We start from the raw sequence: 14,792 nt of genomic DNA on the forward strand, positions 1-14,792 counted from the left end.
ACAGGTAGGTCATGGCCACCAACAACCGCCGCATGTCCGGCAAGAAGGGCGCGCAGGTCGGCAGCGGCGGCCAGCGGCGCAAGGGCCTGGAGGGCAAGGGCCCGACCCCGCCCGCCGAGATGCGCAAGGGCCACAAGAAGAACCGCGTCGCCAACGCCAAGGCCAAGCAGTCCGTACGGCGTCCCGCGCCCCGCGGGCGCGGCGGCAAGTCCGCCTCCGAGCTGGTCGTCGGCCGCAACCCGGTGGTCGAGGCGCTGCGCGAGGGCGTGCCGGCCTCCACCCTCTACGTCCAGCAGTTCATCGACAACGACGAGCGGGTGCGCGAGGCCCTCCAGCTCGCCGCCGAGCGCGGGGGCATCAACCTCATGGAGGCCCCCCGCCCCGAGCTCGACCGGATGACCAACGGCCTCAACCACCAGGGCCTGGTCCTGCAGGTCCCGCCGTACGAGTACGCCCACCCCGAGGACCTCGCCAACGCCGCGTACGACGACGGGGAGGACCCGCTGATCGTCGCGCTCGACGGCGTGACCGACCCGCGCAACCTCGGCGCGGTCGTCCGCTCCGTCTCCGCCTTCGGCGGCCACGGCGTCGTCGTACCGGAGCGGCGTGCGGCCGGTATGACCGCCGGTGCCTGGAAGACGTCCGCCGGCACCGCGGCCCGTACGCCCGTCGCCCGTGCCACGAACCTCACCCGCGCCCTGGAGGCGTACAAGAAGGCGGGCATCGTGGTCGTCGGCCTCGCCGCCGACGGCGAGCACGAGATCGGCGCGCTGGAGGCCCTGCACGGGCCGGTCGTGATCGTGGTCGGCAGCGAGGGCAAGGGACTGTCCCGGCTGGTCGGCGAGACCTGCGACTACCGGGTGCGGATCCCGATGCCCGGTGGCGCCGAGTCGCTCAACGCCGGTGTGGCGGCGGGGATCGTGCTGTACGAGGCGGCGCGCCGACGCGGCTGAACACCCGTGCCCCTCCTCACCCGTGCGGGTCAATCTGGGCGTCCGGGACAAGCTTGACGGGGTCCGGACACATCCGGCGGGTCAAAGCAGTGTCCTAAACACACGTCACTCGGTTAGATGAGTGTGGACACCAGAACACCCCGCACACCCACGGGGGACCGCTCGTCGGGACTCGATTCCGGGTTCGACGACGCTCCCGCGCTGAGCATGGTGAAGGTGCCGAGCGATCCGGCGCAGGTCATCGTCAATCACGCCAGCTTCCGCGTGCAGCTCGGCGCGTCGACGCGCGCCCAGAATCCGCGGATCGCACGGCACTTGACCACCACCGACGAAACCGCCCGGGTCGCCGCCGTGGGCGTCGCGGCCGGGGCGGGAGCGAGTGCCGGCGGCCGCCGGCGGCCCGTCGTCTGGAGCGGCCGGTCCGCCCCCGACGACACCGGGGCCCACCGCCTGCTCCAGGCCGTGCGCAGCGGCAGCGTCCGGCACGGCGAGGACCCGTCCGCCGACGCCGGAGCCACCCAGGTCATCCCGCGCGTCCAGGTCGGCGGCGGCACCTACGACGAGATCTACGACGGGCTGGACGCGACCGTCGAGACCCCCGTCGTCGGCCCCCAGCGCACCCACGACGACACCGGCGGCACCCGCCTGCTGCCCGACATGCGTCCCGTCGGCAGCGCCTACGACGACGAACACGCCTACGGCGAGGGGGAGTTCGAGGACTTCGACGAGGCGGACGGACAGGACGGCGAGGACCGCCGCGGCAGGCGCCACGGCGACGACCCGGCGCGGCACGCGTACTACCCCGGCCGCCGTATGAACCTCGGCGTCGTCCTGCTGCCCCTGCGGATCTTCCTCGGCTTCATCTCCATCTACGCCGGCATGGGCAAGCTCTGCGACCCCGTCTACTTCGACGGCGGCAAGCGCGGCTCCATGGTCAAGTGGCTCAACACCCTGCATCCCTGGGACGTCGCCGAACCGCTGCGCCAGTTCGCGCTGCACCACCCCGTCGGCTCGGGCCTCGTGATCGCCTTCGCGCAGGTCCTCGTGGGCGTCCTCACGGTCCTGGGCTGCTGGCAGCGGGTGGCCGCCGTCTTCGGCGCGCTGCTCTCCGCCGCGCTCATCGTCACCGTCAGCTGGAAGACCGTCCCCGCCTACGACGCCCCCGACATCATCTATCTCGCCGCCTGGTCCCCGCTGATCATCGCCGGCGCCCCCGTCTACTCAGTGGACGGCCGTCTCGCGGGCGGTGCCTGGCGGCGTCTCGGCCCCCGCTCCGACATCTGGGAGCTGCGGCTCTACGTGCTGCGCCGGGGCGCCCTGATCACGGCCGTCGTCACCGGCCTCACCCTGCTCACCGGGTCCCTGCTCGGCGGCGCGGTCCGCGACGCCGACCGCGTGGTCGTCCCCGGGCCCGGCGAGGCCCCGCGCAATGAACTGCCGGGCTCCCCGCTGCCTCAGGAGCCCGGGCGCCGGCACTCGCAGTCCCCGTCGGCGTCCCACGCGCCCACCCGGGGCGCCACCGCCGGTACGACGCCCTCCTCGGGCGCGGCGACCACCCCGGGCGCGACCCGCGGCGCCACCACCGGCGCCCCGAGCCAGACCCAGGGCACCGCGGGTGCGGGTCAGGCCCCGCCGCAGCAGTCCTCCCCGGCCGGGGGCGCTCCCAGCACCACCTCCGGTCCCACCTCGGGCGGTTCCGGCTCGACGGGCGGCTCCGGCTCCGGAGGCACCTCCTCCGGCAAGCCGGGCCTGGTGGGCGGTCTGTTGGGGTAACCGAGCCGGTGGGCGGCATCCTGGGCGAGCCCACCGGCTGAGACGAACGGCCCAAGCGACGAGAAGGGCCCCGCACACGTGCGGGGCCCTTCTCGTGGGGTCGGTGACCCCGCTGGGCGCAGGGCGGGCGGCGAAGGGCGCTCAGCGCCCCAGGGCCGCCAGTTCCTTCGCGGCCTCGGTCAGGTCCTTCGCCGTGTCGATGGCGCGCCAGTACGCGCCCTGGGGGATCGTGAAGCCGGCCAGCCGGCGCTCCCGGGCCAGCCGGGGGAAGGTCGTCCGCTCGTGGTCCCCGCGTTCGGGGAGCAGCCCGGCGAACTCCGAGGAGAACACGTACACACCCGCGTTGATCTCGAAGGTGGACGGCGGCGCCTCGATGAAGTCGGTGATGCGACCGAACCCGTCGGTCTTCACAGCCCCCCACGGAAGCCGCGGCCGGGCCAGCGCGAGCGTCGCGACGGCGTCCCGCTCGGTGTGGAAGTCGGCCATGTCCCGCAGGGAGAAGCGGGTCCAGATGTCGCCGTTGGTGGCGTACCAGGGCCGGTCGGGGTGGGGCAGATGGGCGGCCGCGTACTTCAGGCCGCCGCCGCGCCCGAGCGGCTCCGTCTCCACGACCGTCGTGACGCGCACCGGCAGGTCGGCGGACTTCAGCCAGTCCTGCAGGACCTCGGCGAGATGACCACAGCTGACGACGACGTCCGTCACACCTTCCTCGGCCAGCCAGACGAGCTGGTGGCCGATGATCGGCGTCCCCGTACCGGGGATCTCGACCATCGGCTTGGGCCGGTCGTCGGTGTAGGGGCGCAGCCGGGAACCCTGGCCTCCGGCCAGGATGACGGCTTGTACGGGGCGGGAGGCGGCGGTCGGATGGGTCATGGACGGAACTGTACGACGCGTCCCGCGCGCGGCCCGATCCGGCGGGCCATCCTTAATCAGCCGTTACCCTCCTCCGAACCGATCCGAAGGAGGGCCGGCCGCGTCAGCCCTGCGCGGCGACGACGCCCGAGGCGAAGGACGTGTCGCAGACCGGGCGGGCGTACGCCTGCGCCTTGGTGGGCCCGTAGACGCGCGCCGCGGCACGGCCCAGGGCGCGGGCGATGGAGACGCAGTGCCCGGCGAGCGAGGGGCGCTCGGCCACGGCCTGCTGGAGGTGGGTGAGGACCACGCCGGGGTTCTTGTCCTGCAGTTCGGTCAGGAGCCGGTCGCGCAGCACGTCCTGCGGGGCACGGTGGACCGCCGCGGCGCCGCTCTTGGCGTCGTCGATCGCGTCGGACGCGGTCAGCACCGAATTGGAGGGACTCCCCGTCCAGTTGACCCGGGTGACCGCGAGGGTCCCGGACAGCACCAGAAGGACGGGCAGGACGAGGGCGAGCGTGCGGCCGACCCGGCGGGCGGGGCCCTGACCGCGTCGCGTCTGTTGGTTAGTGGAGTGCTTCACGCGAGTGAGGGTAGCGCCCGGTAATGATTTGGCGACATTTAGTCACCGGTTCGGGGGATGAAGTGGTGCCCCTTTTTGGGTACGGGGTTGACGTACGACGCTCGAAATGACCGGTCTGCCGGGGTATTTGTCGACAACGAAAAGGGCCCCGCAGCAGGTCGCGGGGCCCTCTTCGTCAACCTGGGGGATTTCACCCCGGTCGGTGGTTTCGTACCGGCGTCTGCTGACGTCAGTCGGTCAGGCGCTCACCGGTGGAGGTCGAGAACACGTGGGTCTCGCCCGGACGCGGGACCACGTGCAGCGTGGAGCCCTTCTCCGGAACGCGGCGGCCCTCGACACGGACGACCAGGTCCTTGGTGTGGCCGCCGACCTCGGCGGTGCCGTAGACGTAGCCGTCGGCGCCGAGCTCCTCGACGACGTTCACGGAGACCGCGAGACCGGCGGGGGCGTCGGCGGTGTCCTTCGTGAGGGTCGCGGCGGCGGCGCCGCCCTCCTCGACGATGTCGAAGTGCTCGGGGCGGACACCCACGGTGACGGTCTTGTCGCCCTTGTCGGAGGCGGCCTTCAGGGCGTCACGGTTGACCGGGACGACGCTGTTTCCGAACTTCACGCCGCCGTCGGTGATCGGCACCTCGACCAGGTTCATGGCGGGGGAGCCGATGAAGCCGGCGACGAAGAGGTTGGCCGGGCGGTCGTACATGTTGCGCGGGGAGTCGACCTGCTGGAGCAGACCGTCCTTGAGCACGGCCACGCGGTCGCCCATCGTCATGGCCTCGACCTGGTCGTGGGTGACGTAGACGGTGGTGATGCCCAGGCGGCGCTGCAGCGAGGCGATCTGCGTACGGGTGGACACGCGGAGCTTGGCGTCGAGGTTCGACAGCGGCTCGTCCATGAGGAAGACCTGCGGCTCACGCACGATGGCGCGGCCCATGGCGACACGCTGGCGCTGACCGCCGGACAGGGCCTTCGGCTTGCGGTCCAGGTACTCGCTCAGGTCGAGGATCTTCGCGGCCTCCTCGACCTTCTTGCGGATCTCCGCCTTGTTGACGCCGGCGATCTTGAGCGCGAAGCCCATGTTGTCGGCGACGGTCATGTGCGGGTACAGCGCGTAGTTCTGGAACACCATGGCGATGTCCCGGTCCTTCGGCGGCAGGTGGGTGACGTCGCGCTCACCGATGCGGATGGCGCCGGCGTTGACGTCCTCGAGCCCCGCGAGCATCCGGAGGGAGGTGGACTTGCCGCAACCGGACGGGCCGACGAGGACGAGGAACTCGCCGTCACCGACCTCGATCTCCAGACCGTCGACGGCGGGCTTCTCGGTGCCCGGGTAGATCCGGGTCGCCTTGTCGAACGTAACAGTGGCCATGGTGAATGGGCCCCCTTCTACCGGCAGGAACGTGCCGGACGATCCGTTGTAGGAAGGTGGTGGTGTAGTCCACGAGGGTGAACTGGCACAGGACGGTACCTGGCGTTCAGCCGGATGTCAGTACCCGGCGGCATGTGAACTTCGCGGAAATTTTCGACAGGGGCCCGCCGGGACCTGGGTACACTGCCACGGGCGCGTACGGGACGTACGCCCCCAGGCCTCCTTAGCTCAGCTGGCCAGAGCAACGCACTTGTAATGCGTAGGTCGTCGGTTCGAATCCGACAGGGGGCTCCGAGAAGTCCAGGCCGGACCTACTCCGGCCTGGGCTTTCGTGCTCCCCGGCCCAGGGCCGCCAGCTCCTCGCCCGTCAGGCGGTACATCGTCCACTCGTCCTGGGGGCGGGCGCCGAGGGAGTCGTAGAAGGCGATGGTGGGGGCGTTCCAGTTCAGGACGGCCCACTCCAGGCGCTGGTAGCCGCGCTCGACGCAGATGCCGGCGAGTTCGGCGAGGAGGGCCTTGCCGTGGCCGGCGCCGCGGGCGGTGGGGCGGACGTAGAGGTCCTCCAGGTGGATGCCGTGGACGCCGCGCCAGGTGGAGAAGGTCAGGAACCACAGGGCGAAGCCGACGGGCTCGCCCGTGGCGTCGTCGACGGCGATGTGGGCGTGGACGGCGGGCCGCTCACCGAAGAGGGCCTCACGCAGCTGCTCCTCGGTGGCCCTGACCTCGTGGAGCGCCTTCTCGTAGTCGGCCAGCTCCCGCACCAGGGCATGGATGACGGGGACATCGGCAACGGCAGCGGTTCGGATCATGCAGGTCAGGCTAGCCGTGGTGGTCGCGCAGGCGGCGGACCGTCTCCAGGTGGGTGGGGGTGAGGGGGCGGTCGTCCTCGAGGTCCCAGAGGGCGTTCTGCAGGGCGCGGCCCAGGGTCCAGGCGCGGGCGCGGGCGCGGTCCAGGGCGAGTACGTCGGTCATCGCGTCGAAGCGCCAGCGGACCTCGCCGGCCTCGAAGCGGTTGTGCAGGGCGGGCCAGAGCTCGAAGCCCGGGTCGCCGGCCAGCGGCTTGGGGTCGATGGCCAGCCAGGGGGCGCGGTGGGAGGCGAGGACGTTCTCGTCGTGCAGGTCCCAGTGCAGGAGGCGGTCGCCGGGTTCGGCGGCGACTTCGCGTACGGCGGCGGCGCAGTCGGCGATCAGGCGGCGGGCCTCGGCGTCCGGGACGCGCAGCAGGGCGCGGGGCGTCCGCTCCAGCACGGCCCGCGTGATGTCGCCGAGGCGGCGCAGGCCGGGCGGTGCGGGCAGCGCGGTCAGGTCGGCGAGCAGCCGGGCGATGACGAGGACGGCCTGCCGGGTGCCGGGGAGGGTGGAGAGCATGCGGCCCGCGTCGAGGCGTTCCAGGAGCAGGGTGCCGGTGGCCGGGTCGTGGTCGAGGAGGCGTACGGCCCCGTCGCCGTCCCAGGCGCGCAGCGCGACCGGCTCGCCCTCGCTCTCCTCCTCGAGCGGTTGGAGCTTGAGCACGGCCGGTGTGTCGTCCGCCCGAACGACCGGCAGGACCAGGGCGCTGACGCCGTGCATGGGGTCCCCGTCGGGGCGCAGGGCCCAGCGTCCGAGGAAGTCCTCCGCCAGTCCCGGCAGCCCCGCGACGAAGGCCCGCCCCGCCTCGCCGTTGAACCTCTCCTGCGCCGCCGCCAGTCCGTCCGGAATGTCGATCACCTTCGCGACGATACTTGCGTGGGTGAATCGCCCCATGCGAATTTTCCGGGGCTTCGGCGATCAGGTACGGGCCTATGTCCGCAGTGCCCCCGGCACGTACGTGTGGCTGGCCGTCCTGTTCGTCACCACGGTCGCGCTGCACCACATGTCCCCGGAGTTCGAGGAGCAGTTCCTGCGGCAGCGGTCCACGAACATCCACGAGCTGTCGAACGACCCGGTGCGGGTGCTGGTGCAGAGCGCGATGTGGATCGACAGCGGCCACTGGCTGCCGTACGCCGTGCTCTACACCGTCTTCCACGCGCAGGCCGAGCGCTGGCTGGGGACGCTGCGGTGGCTGATCGTGTGCGTGGCCGCGCATGTGCTGGCGACGCTGATCAGCGAGCTGGCGCTGCTGAAGGCGATCCGGGACGGGATGGCGCCGCACTCCGCGGTCGACACCCTCGACATCGGGGTGAGCTACGCCCTGGCCGGCGTCGTCGCCGTGCTCGTCTACCGGATCGCGCCGCCGTGGCGGTACCTGTACCTGGCGGTCGTGCTCGTCGTCTACGGGGTGCCGCTGCTGTCCACTCCCACCTTCACCGACCTGGGGCACTTCGTGTCCGTGGTGATCGGGCTCGGGTGCTATCCGCTGGTCAGAGGGCGTGGAAAAGCATGGAATCCGAAGGAGACAGTGGCCGCTTGGAGGGGTTAGCGTCCCGCCCATGAGCAGCTTGGCGAGCAGTGGCGTCGTGAACGGTGGCATCTCCTTCTGGTACGCCGACGACGGCTTCCCCGTGGTGCGGGAGCCGCTCGTCGGGGACGCGACCGCGGATGTGGTGATCGTCGGGGGCGGGTTCACGGGACTGTGGACCGCCTACTACCTGAAGAAGGCGGTGCCCTTCCTGCGGATCACCGTCCTGGAGCAGAAGTTCTGCGGGTACGGCGCCTCGGGGCGCAACGGCGGCTGGCTCTACAACGGGATCGCCGGGCGGGACCGGTACGCGAAGCTGCACGGCCACGAGGCCGCCGTACGGCTGCAGAAGGCCATGAACGACACTGTGGACGAGGTCGTCCGGGTGGCCGCCGAGGAGGGCGTCGAGGCCCACGTCCACAAGGGCGGGGTGCTCGAAGTGGCCACCACGGCCGCGCAGTTGGCCCGGCTGAGGGCGTTCCACGAGCACGAGGCGTCGTACGGGGAGAAGGACCGTGAGCTGTACGGCGCCCGGGAGACGGCCGAGCGGATCCGGGTCGCCGGCGCCGTCGGCTCCAGCTGGACCCCGCACGGGGCGCGGCTGCACCCGGTGAAGCTGGTCAAGGGGCTCGCGGCGGTCGTCGAGGCCCTCGGGGTGAGCATCCACGAGTCGACGCCGGTCACGGAGATCCGGCCCAAGCACGCGGTCACCCCGTACGGCACGGTCCGCGCGCCGTACGTGCTGCGCTGCACGGAGGGGTTCACCGCCGGTCTGAAGGGACAGCGGCGCACCTGGCTGCCCATGAACTCCTCGATGATCGCCACCGAGCCGCTCACGGACGAGCAGTGGGAGTCGGTGGGCTGGGCGGGCCGCGAGGCGCTGGGGGACATGGCGCACGCGTACATGTACGCGCAGCGCACCGCCGACGGCCGGATCGCGCTCGGCGGGCGCGGGGCGCCCTACCGGTTCGGGTCGCGCACCGACAACGACGGGCGGACGCAGGAGGCGACCGTCGAGGCGCTGCGCGAGATCCTCGTCCGGTTCTTCCCGCCGCTGGCCGGGGTGCGGATCGAGCACGCCTGGTCGGGGGTGCTCGGGGTGCCGCGGGACTGGTGCGCGACGGTGACGCTGGACCGCTCCACGGGCCTGGGCTGGGCGGGGGGTTACGTCGGTTCGGGCGTGGCCACCACCAACCTGGCCGCGCGCACCCTGCGCGACCTGGTGCAGCTCGACTCCGGGCAGGGGCAGCGGACGGAGCTGACCGAACTGCCGTGGGTCGGGCACAAGGTGCGCAAGTGGGAGCCGGAGCCGCTGCGTTGGCTGGGCGTGCAGGGCATGTACGCCACCTACCGGGCGGCGGACGAGCGGGAACGGACCGGCCACGGCGTGCGGTCGTCGCGGCTGGCGCGGTTCGCGGACCGGGTGGCGGGCCGGAACTGACGATCTTGGCCGGATTTCTTTACCGGCTGATTGCGTTCACAGGAGACTCTCAGTACCTCATTCCCATCAAAGCTGTTGGCCAGCTCATGTCACCGCTCCAAGGGGAGGGCACTTCATGACAGGCATCGGCCGGCGAAGAAGACGCGTATGGGTGGTGCTCGCCACCTCGGCGGCACTGGGACTGACGATCACTCAGGCCCAGGCGTCGTCAGGTCGCATCAGCCCGTTCGGCGTACGGGAACTCCATCAACAGGCTCTTCTGCAGCAGCAGAAGGGCCTGTCGGCCGCCTCCGCCACAGGGGAGGACGAAGGCGGCGACGAGGCGATGGAGGAGGCCGAGCAGGCCGACCAGTACGCGGAGGCGCGCACCTCGCCGGGCATCGTGGCGCCCGGCGCGTACGGGGCGGCGTACGACGCGCTCAAGAACCTGCCGCACACGCACGGCGGCTGGGACGACGTGACGCGGCTGCCCTACGACGCCGACGACCCGCGCTACCGGGACATCAACTCCAACTCCAGCGGCGGCGCGGGCCGGGTGACCGGCCGGGTCACCGGGCTGGCCGCCGACAACCACGGCTATGTGTACGCCGGTTCGGCCAACGGCGGGGTGTTCCGCTCCCACACTGGCGGCGGCCGCTGGACGAACATCTCCGACCGGCTGCCCGCCCTGTCCACCGGCGACCTGCAACTCGACGGCCACGGCCGCCTCTGGTACGCCACCGGCGAGGCCAACACCAGCGCGACCTCCTTCCTCGGCACCGGCGTGTACGTCCTCGACGACCCCCGGCACGACAGCTTCGGCAAGCGCGACCGGGTCGGCGGCGACGAACTGGAGTCCACCTCCATCAACGCCCTGCGGTTCGCCGGGGACAAGGTGTGGGCGGCCACCACCGCGGGCGTCTGGAGCCACTCCGCCAAGACCCTCAAGGGCCACTGGAAGCTGGAGTTCGCGCCCAACCCGGACTATCTGCCGGGCGGTTCGAAGGCGAGCGACCCGAGCGCCCCGTACAAGAACATCACCAGCGACATCGCGGTCGACCCGAAGGACCCGGGCAAGGTCGTGCTGGCCGTCGGCTGGCGCGGCGGCGACACCTACAACGGCTTCTACGCCAAGTCCGGCGGGAGCTGGCAGCGGCTCACCGGCCTCGGTGACCTGCCGAGCAACGCCGAGGACGTCGGCAACGTCACCTTCGCGCGCAGCGCGGACGGCTCGCGGTACTACGCCATCGACCAGTCGCCGGAGCAGACCGCGGAGAACCCGGACAGCGGCCTGGAGGGCATCTTCGTCTCCAAGTCCGGTTCCCCGACCGGCCCGTGGACGCGCATCGCCACCTACCAGCAGCTGCGCGACTCCGGTTCGGCGCTCACCGGCGCCGGCTACCAGCCCGGCATCCAGGCCTGGTACAACCAGTTCCTCACCGTCGACCCGAAGAACCCCGACCATGTGTACGCCGGTCTGGAGGAGGTCTTCGAGACCAAGGACGGCGGCAAGAACTGGAGCGTCCCCGGCCCCTACTGGAACTTCGGGTTCCCCTGCTGGTCCATCGACCCGAGCAAGCAGACCGGTGACTGCCACCAGACCGTCCACGCCGACCAGCACTCGGTCGCGATCGGCAGCAACGGGGGAGCCCCGTACGTCGTCGTCGGCGACGACGGCGGCGCCTTCCGCCGGCCGCTGTACGGCAGCGCCGACGCCTCCGGTCACGCCACCGACTGGAAGTCCCTGAACGACGGCACGATGGACGCCCTGCAGTACTACTCGGTCGGCGTCGGCGTCGACCCCTCCCGCAAGGGCCTCGCCGTCACCGGCGGCCTGCAGGACAACGGCCAGTCCCAGCTGCGGCCCGGCGACCGGGTGATGGGCTCCAACTTCGGCGGCGACGGCGGCGACACGATCACCGATCCGGCCAACGGCTGCAACATCGCCCAGGAGTACGTCTACCTGGCGGTGTCCGTCACCAACAACTGCGCCGTGAACGACGGGAGCTGGGTCACCGACCCGTCGAAGGCGACCACGTACTCCGTCGCCCCGCCCGACAACGCCACGAGCGAGGCACGCTTCATCGCCCCGCTGAACGCCGACATCAAGGACGCGAAGACCTGGGTCGCGGGCGGCCGGCACGTGTGGATCAACACCAAGGGCTACGCGATCCGCAGCGGCACCGAGTGGCTGAACGCCTACGACCTCGGCGCGGGCCACACGGCCACCGCCGTCGCCTCCTCCGGCGGCCGGGTGTACGCCGCCTGGTGCGGCCCCTGCAACAACCAGGGCTTCACCCGCGGCATCGCGGTGGGCAACGCCGACGGCACCGGCTGGCACCAGCTGAACCTGCCGGCCGACGGCACGGTCCCCAACCGCTACCTCTCCGGCCTGGCGATCGACCCGAAGAACGCCGACCACGTCCTGCTCGCCGTCAACGGCTTCTCCCGCAAGTGGACCGAGGGCCCCGGCGCGGGCGTCGGCCACCTCTTCGAGACCCGGGACGGCGGCCTCACCTGGAAGGACGTCTCCGGGAACCTGCCGGACGTGCCCGCCAACTCCGTTGCCCTGCTCAGGGGCGGCACGATCGCGCTGGGCACCGACCTCGGGGTGCTGGTGCGCACGCCGGGCTCGAAGACCTGGCGGGTGGCCGGCGACAACCTGCCGACCACCGCGGTCATGCAGCTGCGCACCGGCCCGGACGGGCGGCTGTACGCGGCCACGCACGGAAGGGGCATCTGGGCGATCGACACCCGCAAGCTGCGGTGAGCCGCTGAGGCGGTGAACGGGAAGGGGAGGGGCCCGCGGTCCGTGCGGCCCCTCCCCGTCTCTGTGCCCCCGCCCGGGACGGACGCCTACCCGACCGGCTCCGGCACCGGCGCCTCGGCCGGTACCCCGTGCCGGGGCGCCCGCGCCGTCACCATCAGGCCCGCGACCAGCCCCGCCAGCAGCATGATCCCGGCCGCGCACCAGATGGCGACCGTGTAGCCGTGCACCACGCCCTCCTTGGCGACCAGGGCCCGCTGGGCCGGGTTGTGCAGATGCGCGGCGATGTAGGTCGCGCTGCTGCTGGTGGCGATCGTGTTCAGCAGGGCCGTACCGATGGAACCGCCCACCTGCTGCGAGGTGTTGACGGTCGCCGAGGTCACGCCGGAGTCCTGCGGGGCGACGCCCGCGGTGGCGGTGGCGAAGACCGGCATGAAGGTCAGGCCCATGCCGAGACCCATCAGCAGCAGGGCGGGCAGGATCTCGGTGGTGTACGAGGAGTCGACCGTCATCCGCGTCAGCAGCATCATGCCGCCCGCGGCGAGGATCATGCCGGGGACCATCAGCGTCCGCGGCGGCACGCGGTTCATCAGGCGGGCGGAGATCTGCGTGGAACCGACGATGATCGCGGCGGTCAGCGGCAGGAAGCCCAGGCCCGTCTTCACGGGCGAGTAGCCGAGGACGACCTGCAGGTAGTACGTCATGAACAGGAACAGGCCGAACATGCCGATGGTGGCGAGCCCCATGGTCAGGAAGCAGCCGGCCCGGTCGCGGTCCTTGACGATGTGCAGCGGCAGCAGCGGCATGGGCGCCCGGGACTGCCACCACACGAAGGCCGCCAGCAGGACGGCGCCCACCGCGAACAGCGTCAGCACCAGCGGGTCGCCCCAGCCGCGCGGCTGGGCCTCGGAGAAGCCGTAGACGATCGCGACCAGTCCGCCGCAGCCCAGCAGGACGCCGGGCACGTCGAGGCGGGCCCCTGCCTGGCGGGGCCGGTCGTGCAGCAGGACGAAGGCGCCGACGACGGCGACGACCGCGATGGGGATGTTGACGTACAGGCACCAGCGCCAGTTCAGGTACTCGGTCAACAGGCCGCCGACGATGAAGCCGATCGCCGAACCGCTGCCGGCCAGGGCGCCGTAGATGCCGAAGGCCTTGCCGCGTTCCTTCGGGTCGGTGAAGGTCGTGGTCAGCAGCGACAGCGCGGAGGGCGCCAGGACGGCGGCGAAGGCGCCCTGGAGCGCGCGGGCGCCGAAGAGCATGCCCGAGCCGGTGGCGGCGCCGCCGAGCGCGGAGGCGGCGGCGAAGCCGATGAGCCCGATGATGAAGGTCCGTTTGCGTCCGACGAGGTCGGCGATCCGGCCGCCGAGCAGCAGCAGACCGCCGAAGGCCAGGGTGTAGGCGGTGATCACCCACTGCCGGTTGGCGTCGGACATGCCCAGGTCGCGCTGCGCGGAGGGCAGTGCGATGTTCACGATGGTGGCGTCCAGGACCACCATGAGCTGGGCGAGCGCGATGACCACCAGGCCCCACCAGCGGCGGGGATCGGCGTCCGCGGCAGCATCGGGTTGGTCTGTTCGGGTGACGCTCATCCGGTCAGAAGACCACGTATCGGGACGTAGCGCATCTGGGAGCGGCTTCTGGCTGGTCATGGCTCCAGTACCACCTTTCCGATCGTCCGGCGTGTGTGCAGTGCGTGGTGCGCGGCGGCCGCCCCGGCGAGCGGGAAGCGCGTCACGGCCGGGGTGAGCCGGCCCGCGGCGGCCTCGGCGAGGGCGCGGAGTTCGAGGGTCTGCAGGGAGGCGTTCCGGAACATCGCCGGGCCCAGGACCTGCTCGGAGACGCCGTCGACCAGGTAGGGCGAGCCGTCGCGGATGCCCTCGGCGGACCAGCCGAAGACGAGGTGTCTGCCGCCGGGACCGAGCAGGCCGACGGCCTGCCGGGCGACCTCGCCGCCGACCCCGTCGAACACGACGGTGGCGGGCCGGCCGCCGAGATGGGCGCGGACCTTGTCCGGCCACTGCGGGTCCCGGTAGTCGACGGCGAGATCGGCGCCCCCGGCCAGGACGCGGGCGGTCTTCTCCGGCCCGCCCGCGAGGCCCACGACGTGGGCACCGGCGTGCCTGGCGTACTGCACGAGCAGGGTGCCGATGCCGCCGGCCGCCGCCGGGATCACGGCGACGGCGTCCGGGCCGAGCTCGGCGAACTGCACGATGCCCATCGCCGTACGGCCTGTCCCGATCATGGCGACGGCCTCGGCGAAGTCCAGGTTCCGCGGGATCTCGTGCACCCGGTCGACGTCGACGACGGCCAGTTCCGCGTAACCGCCGGGCGCGAGACCGAGGTGGGCGACCACCCGCCTGCCCCGCCACAGTTCGGCGACGCCCTCCCCGAGGGACTCCACGACACCGGCGACCTCGCGGCCGGGGACGGTGGGAAGGGCGGGCAGCTCGGGCAGGGGGCCCCGGAAGCCCTCGCGCAGGGCGGTGTCGAGCAGGTGCACGCCCGCGGCCGCCACGGCGACGCGGACCTGGCCGGGGCCCGGCACCGGGTCGTCGGTCTCCTCGTAGGTCAGGTTCTCGGGCGGGCCGAAGGCGTGCAGGCGGACGGCGTGCATGACGGACTCCCTGGGTGCGGGTTCGTAGGCATCCGACTCTCCGACCTCGAGCTTGGTTGAGGTCAAGGGGTGAGCGCGCCGGCG

The 14,792-nt window shown here is 71.9% G+C and carries 12 protein-coding genes and 1 tRNA gene; 6 read left to right on the forward strand and 7 right to left on the reverse strand.

What is annotated here, in order from left to right:
- Positions 1 to 11 precede the first annotated feature (11 nt).
- Positions 12 to 953 carry a 23S rRNA (guanosine(2251)-2'-O)-methyltransferase RlmB gene (gene rlmB / locus M8J74_RS08345; RefSeq protein ID WP_249835776.1) on the forward strand — a complete coding sequence of 314 codons (942 nt, stop codon included), beginning with the start codon at positions 12 to 14 and terminating at the stop codon, positions 951 to 953.
- Positions 954 to 1,070: 117 nt separating this feature from the next.
- A complete protein-coding gene (locus M8J74_RS08350) occupies positions 1,071 to 2,726 on the forward strand; it encodes a DoxX family protein (RefSeq protein WP_249835777.1) in 1,656 nt (551 codons plus the stop codon).
- A 141-nt stretch (positions 2,727 to 2,867) separates the two neighbouring features.
- Here the strand turns inward: M8J74_RS08350 and M8J74_RS08355 are convergent, their stop codons facing one another.
- The 3 genes from M8J74_RS08355 to M8J74_RS08365 form a co-directional block, all read right to left on the reverse strand.
- The gene (locus M8J74_RS08355; RefSeq protein ID WP_249835778.1) at positions 2,868 to 3,599 is read right to left on the reverse strand and encodes a nucleotidyltransferase family protein; all 732 of its coding nucleotides are present in this window, start codon (positions 3,597 to 3,599) and stop codon (positions 2,868 to 2,870) included.
- 103 nt (positions 3,600 to 3,702) lie between these two features.
- A complete protein-coding gene (locus tag M8J74_RS08360; protein ID WP_249835779.1) occupies positions 3,703 to 4,161 on the reverse strand; it encodes a hypothetical protein in 459 nt (152 codons plus the stop codon).
- Positions 4,162 to 4,390: 229 nt separating this feature from the next.
- Positions 4,391 to 5,527 (reverse strand): ABC transporter ATP-binding protein, encoded by a 1,137-nt coding sequence (locus tag M8J74_RS08365; RefSeq protein WP_200703756.1) that lies wholly within the window; start codon positions 5,525 to 5,527, stop codon positions 4,391 to 4,393.
- A gap of 217 nt (positions 5,528 to 5,744) precedes the next feature.
- Between M8J74_RS08365 and M8J74_RS08370 the strand changes: the two genes are divergently transcribed.
- Positions 5,745 to 5,818, forward strand: a tRNA-Thr gene (locus M8J74_RS08370).
- 20 nt (positions 5,819 to 5,838) lie between these two features.
- Here the strand turns inward: M8J74_RS08370 and M8J74_RS08375 are convergent.
- Both M8J74_RS08375 and M8J74_RS08380 read right to left on the reverse strand, forming a co-directional pair.
- On the reverse strand, positions 5,839 to 6,336 hold the full coding sequence (locus M8J74_RS08375; RefSeq protein ID WP_249835780.1) for a GNAT family N-acetyltransferase: 498 nt from the start codon (positions 6,334 to 6,336) through the stop codon (positions 5,839 to 5,841).
- Positions 6,337 to 6,346: 10 nt separating this feature from the next.
- The gene (locus M8J74_RS08380; protein WP_283947915.1) at positions 6,347 to 7,270 is read right to left on the reverse strand and encodes an aminoglycoside phosphotransferase family protein; all 924 of its coding nucleotides are present in this window, start codon (positions 7,268 to 7,270) and stop codon (positions 6,347 to 6,349) included.
- Here M8J74_RS08380 and M8J74_RS08385 point away from each other — a divergent pair.
- The 3 genes from M8J74_RS08385 to M8J74_RS08395 all read left to right on the forward strand — a co-directional run bounded on the left by M8J74_RS08385 (position 7,269) and on the right by M8J74_RS08395 (position 12,094).
- On the forward strand, positions 7,269 to 7,925 hold the full coding sequence (locus tag M8J74_RS08385) for a rhomboid-like protein (protein ID WP_249835782.1): 657 nt from the start codon (positions 7,269 to 7,271) through the stop codon (positions 7,923 to 7,925). The genes M8J74_RS08380 and M8J74_RS08385 overlap by 2 nt on opposite strands.
- Before the next feature lie 10 nt (positions 7,926 to 7,935).
- Positions 7,936 to 9,345: an NAD(P)/FAD-dependent oxidoreductase gene (locus M8J74_RS08390; protein ID WP_249835783.1), complete on the forward strand. Its 1,410-nt coding sequence runs from the start codon at positions 7,936 to 7,938 to the stop codon at positions 9,343 to 9,345.
- A 115-nt stretch (positions 9,346 to 9,460) separates the two neighbouring features.
- Positions 9,461 to 12,094, forward strand: a complete 2,634-nt coding sequence (locus M8J74_RS08395; RefSeq protein WP_249835784.1) for a glycosyl hydrolase — start codon at positions 9,461 to 9,463, stop codon at positions 12,092 to 12,094.
- A gap of 86 nt (positions 12,095 to 12,180) precedes the next feature.
- Here M8J74_RS08395 and M8J74_RS08400 read toward each other — a convergent pair whose 3' ends face one another.
- The gene (locus M8J74_RS08400) at positions 12,181 to 13,683 is read right to left on the reverse strand and encodes an MFS transporter (RefSeq protein WP_249835785.1); all 1,503 of its coding nucleotides are present in this window, start codon (positions 13,681 to 13,683) and stop codon (positions 12,181 to 12,183) included.
- Between the two features lie 56 nt (positions 13,684 to 13,739).
- Entirely contained in the window at positions 13,740 to 14,708 is a 969-nt protein-coding gene (locus M8J74_RS08405) for a zinc-binding dehydrogenase (protein ID WP_249835786.1), read from the reverse strand.
- Positions 14,709 to 14,792: the final 84 nt, after the last annotated feature.

It is taken from the genome of Streptomyces panaciradicis (genome assembly GCF_023516615.1).
GTDB lineage: Bacteria > Actinomycetota > Actinomycetes > Streptomycetales > Streptomycetaceae > Streptomyces > Streptomyces panaciradicis.

Excerpts from the sequence above, each read along its gene's own strand:
- rlmB (WP_249835776.1), top strand. The coding sequence starts at position 12 with ATGGCCACCAACAACCGCCGCATGTCCGGCAAGAAGGGCGCGCAGGTC.
- M8J74_RS08350 (WP_249835777.1), top strand. The coding sequence starts at position 1,071 with ATGAGTGTGGACACCAGAACACCCCGCACACCCACGGGGGACCGCTCG.
- M8J74_RS08355 (WP_249835778.1), bottom strand. The coding sequence starts at position 3,599 with ATGACCCATCCGACCGCCGCCTCCCGCCCCGTACAAGCCGTCATCCTG.
- M8J74_RS08365 (WP_200703756.1), bottom strand. The coding sequence starts at position 5,527 with ATGGCCACTGTTACGTTCGACAAGGCGACCCGGATCTACCCGGGCACC.
- M8J74_RS08375 (WP_249835780.1), bottom strand. The coding sequence starts at position 6,336 with ATGATCCGAACCGCTGCCGTTGCCGATGTCCCCGTCATCCATGCCCTG.
- M8J74_RS08385 (WP_249835782.1), top strand. The coding sequence starts at position 7,269 with ATGCGAATTTTCCGGGGCTTCGGCGATCAGGTACGGGCCTATGTCCGC.
- M8J74_RS08380 (WP_283947915.1), bottom strand. The coding sequence starts at position 7,270 with ATGGGGCGATTCACCCACGCAAGTATCGTCGCGAAGGTGATCGACATT.
- M8J74_RS08390 (WP_249835783.1), top strand. The coding sequence starts at position 7,936 with ATGAGCAGCTTGGCGAGCAGTGGCGTCGTGAACGGTGGCATCTCCTTC.
- M8J74_RS08395 (WP_249835784.1), top strand. The coding sequence starts at position 9,461 with ATGACAGGCATCGGCCGGCGAAGAAGACGCGTATGGGTGGTGCTCGCC.
- M8J74_RS08400 (WP_249835785.1), bottom strand. The coding sequence starts at position 13,683 with ATGAGCGTCACCCGAACAGACCAACCCGATGCTGCCGCGGACGCCGAT.
- M8J74_RS08405 (WP_249835786.1), bottom strand. The coding sequence starts at position 14,708 with ATGCACGCCGTCCGCCTGCACGCCTTCGGCCCGCCCGAGAACCTGACC.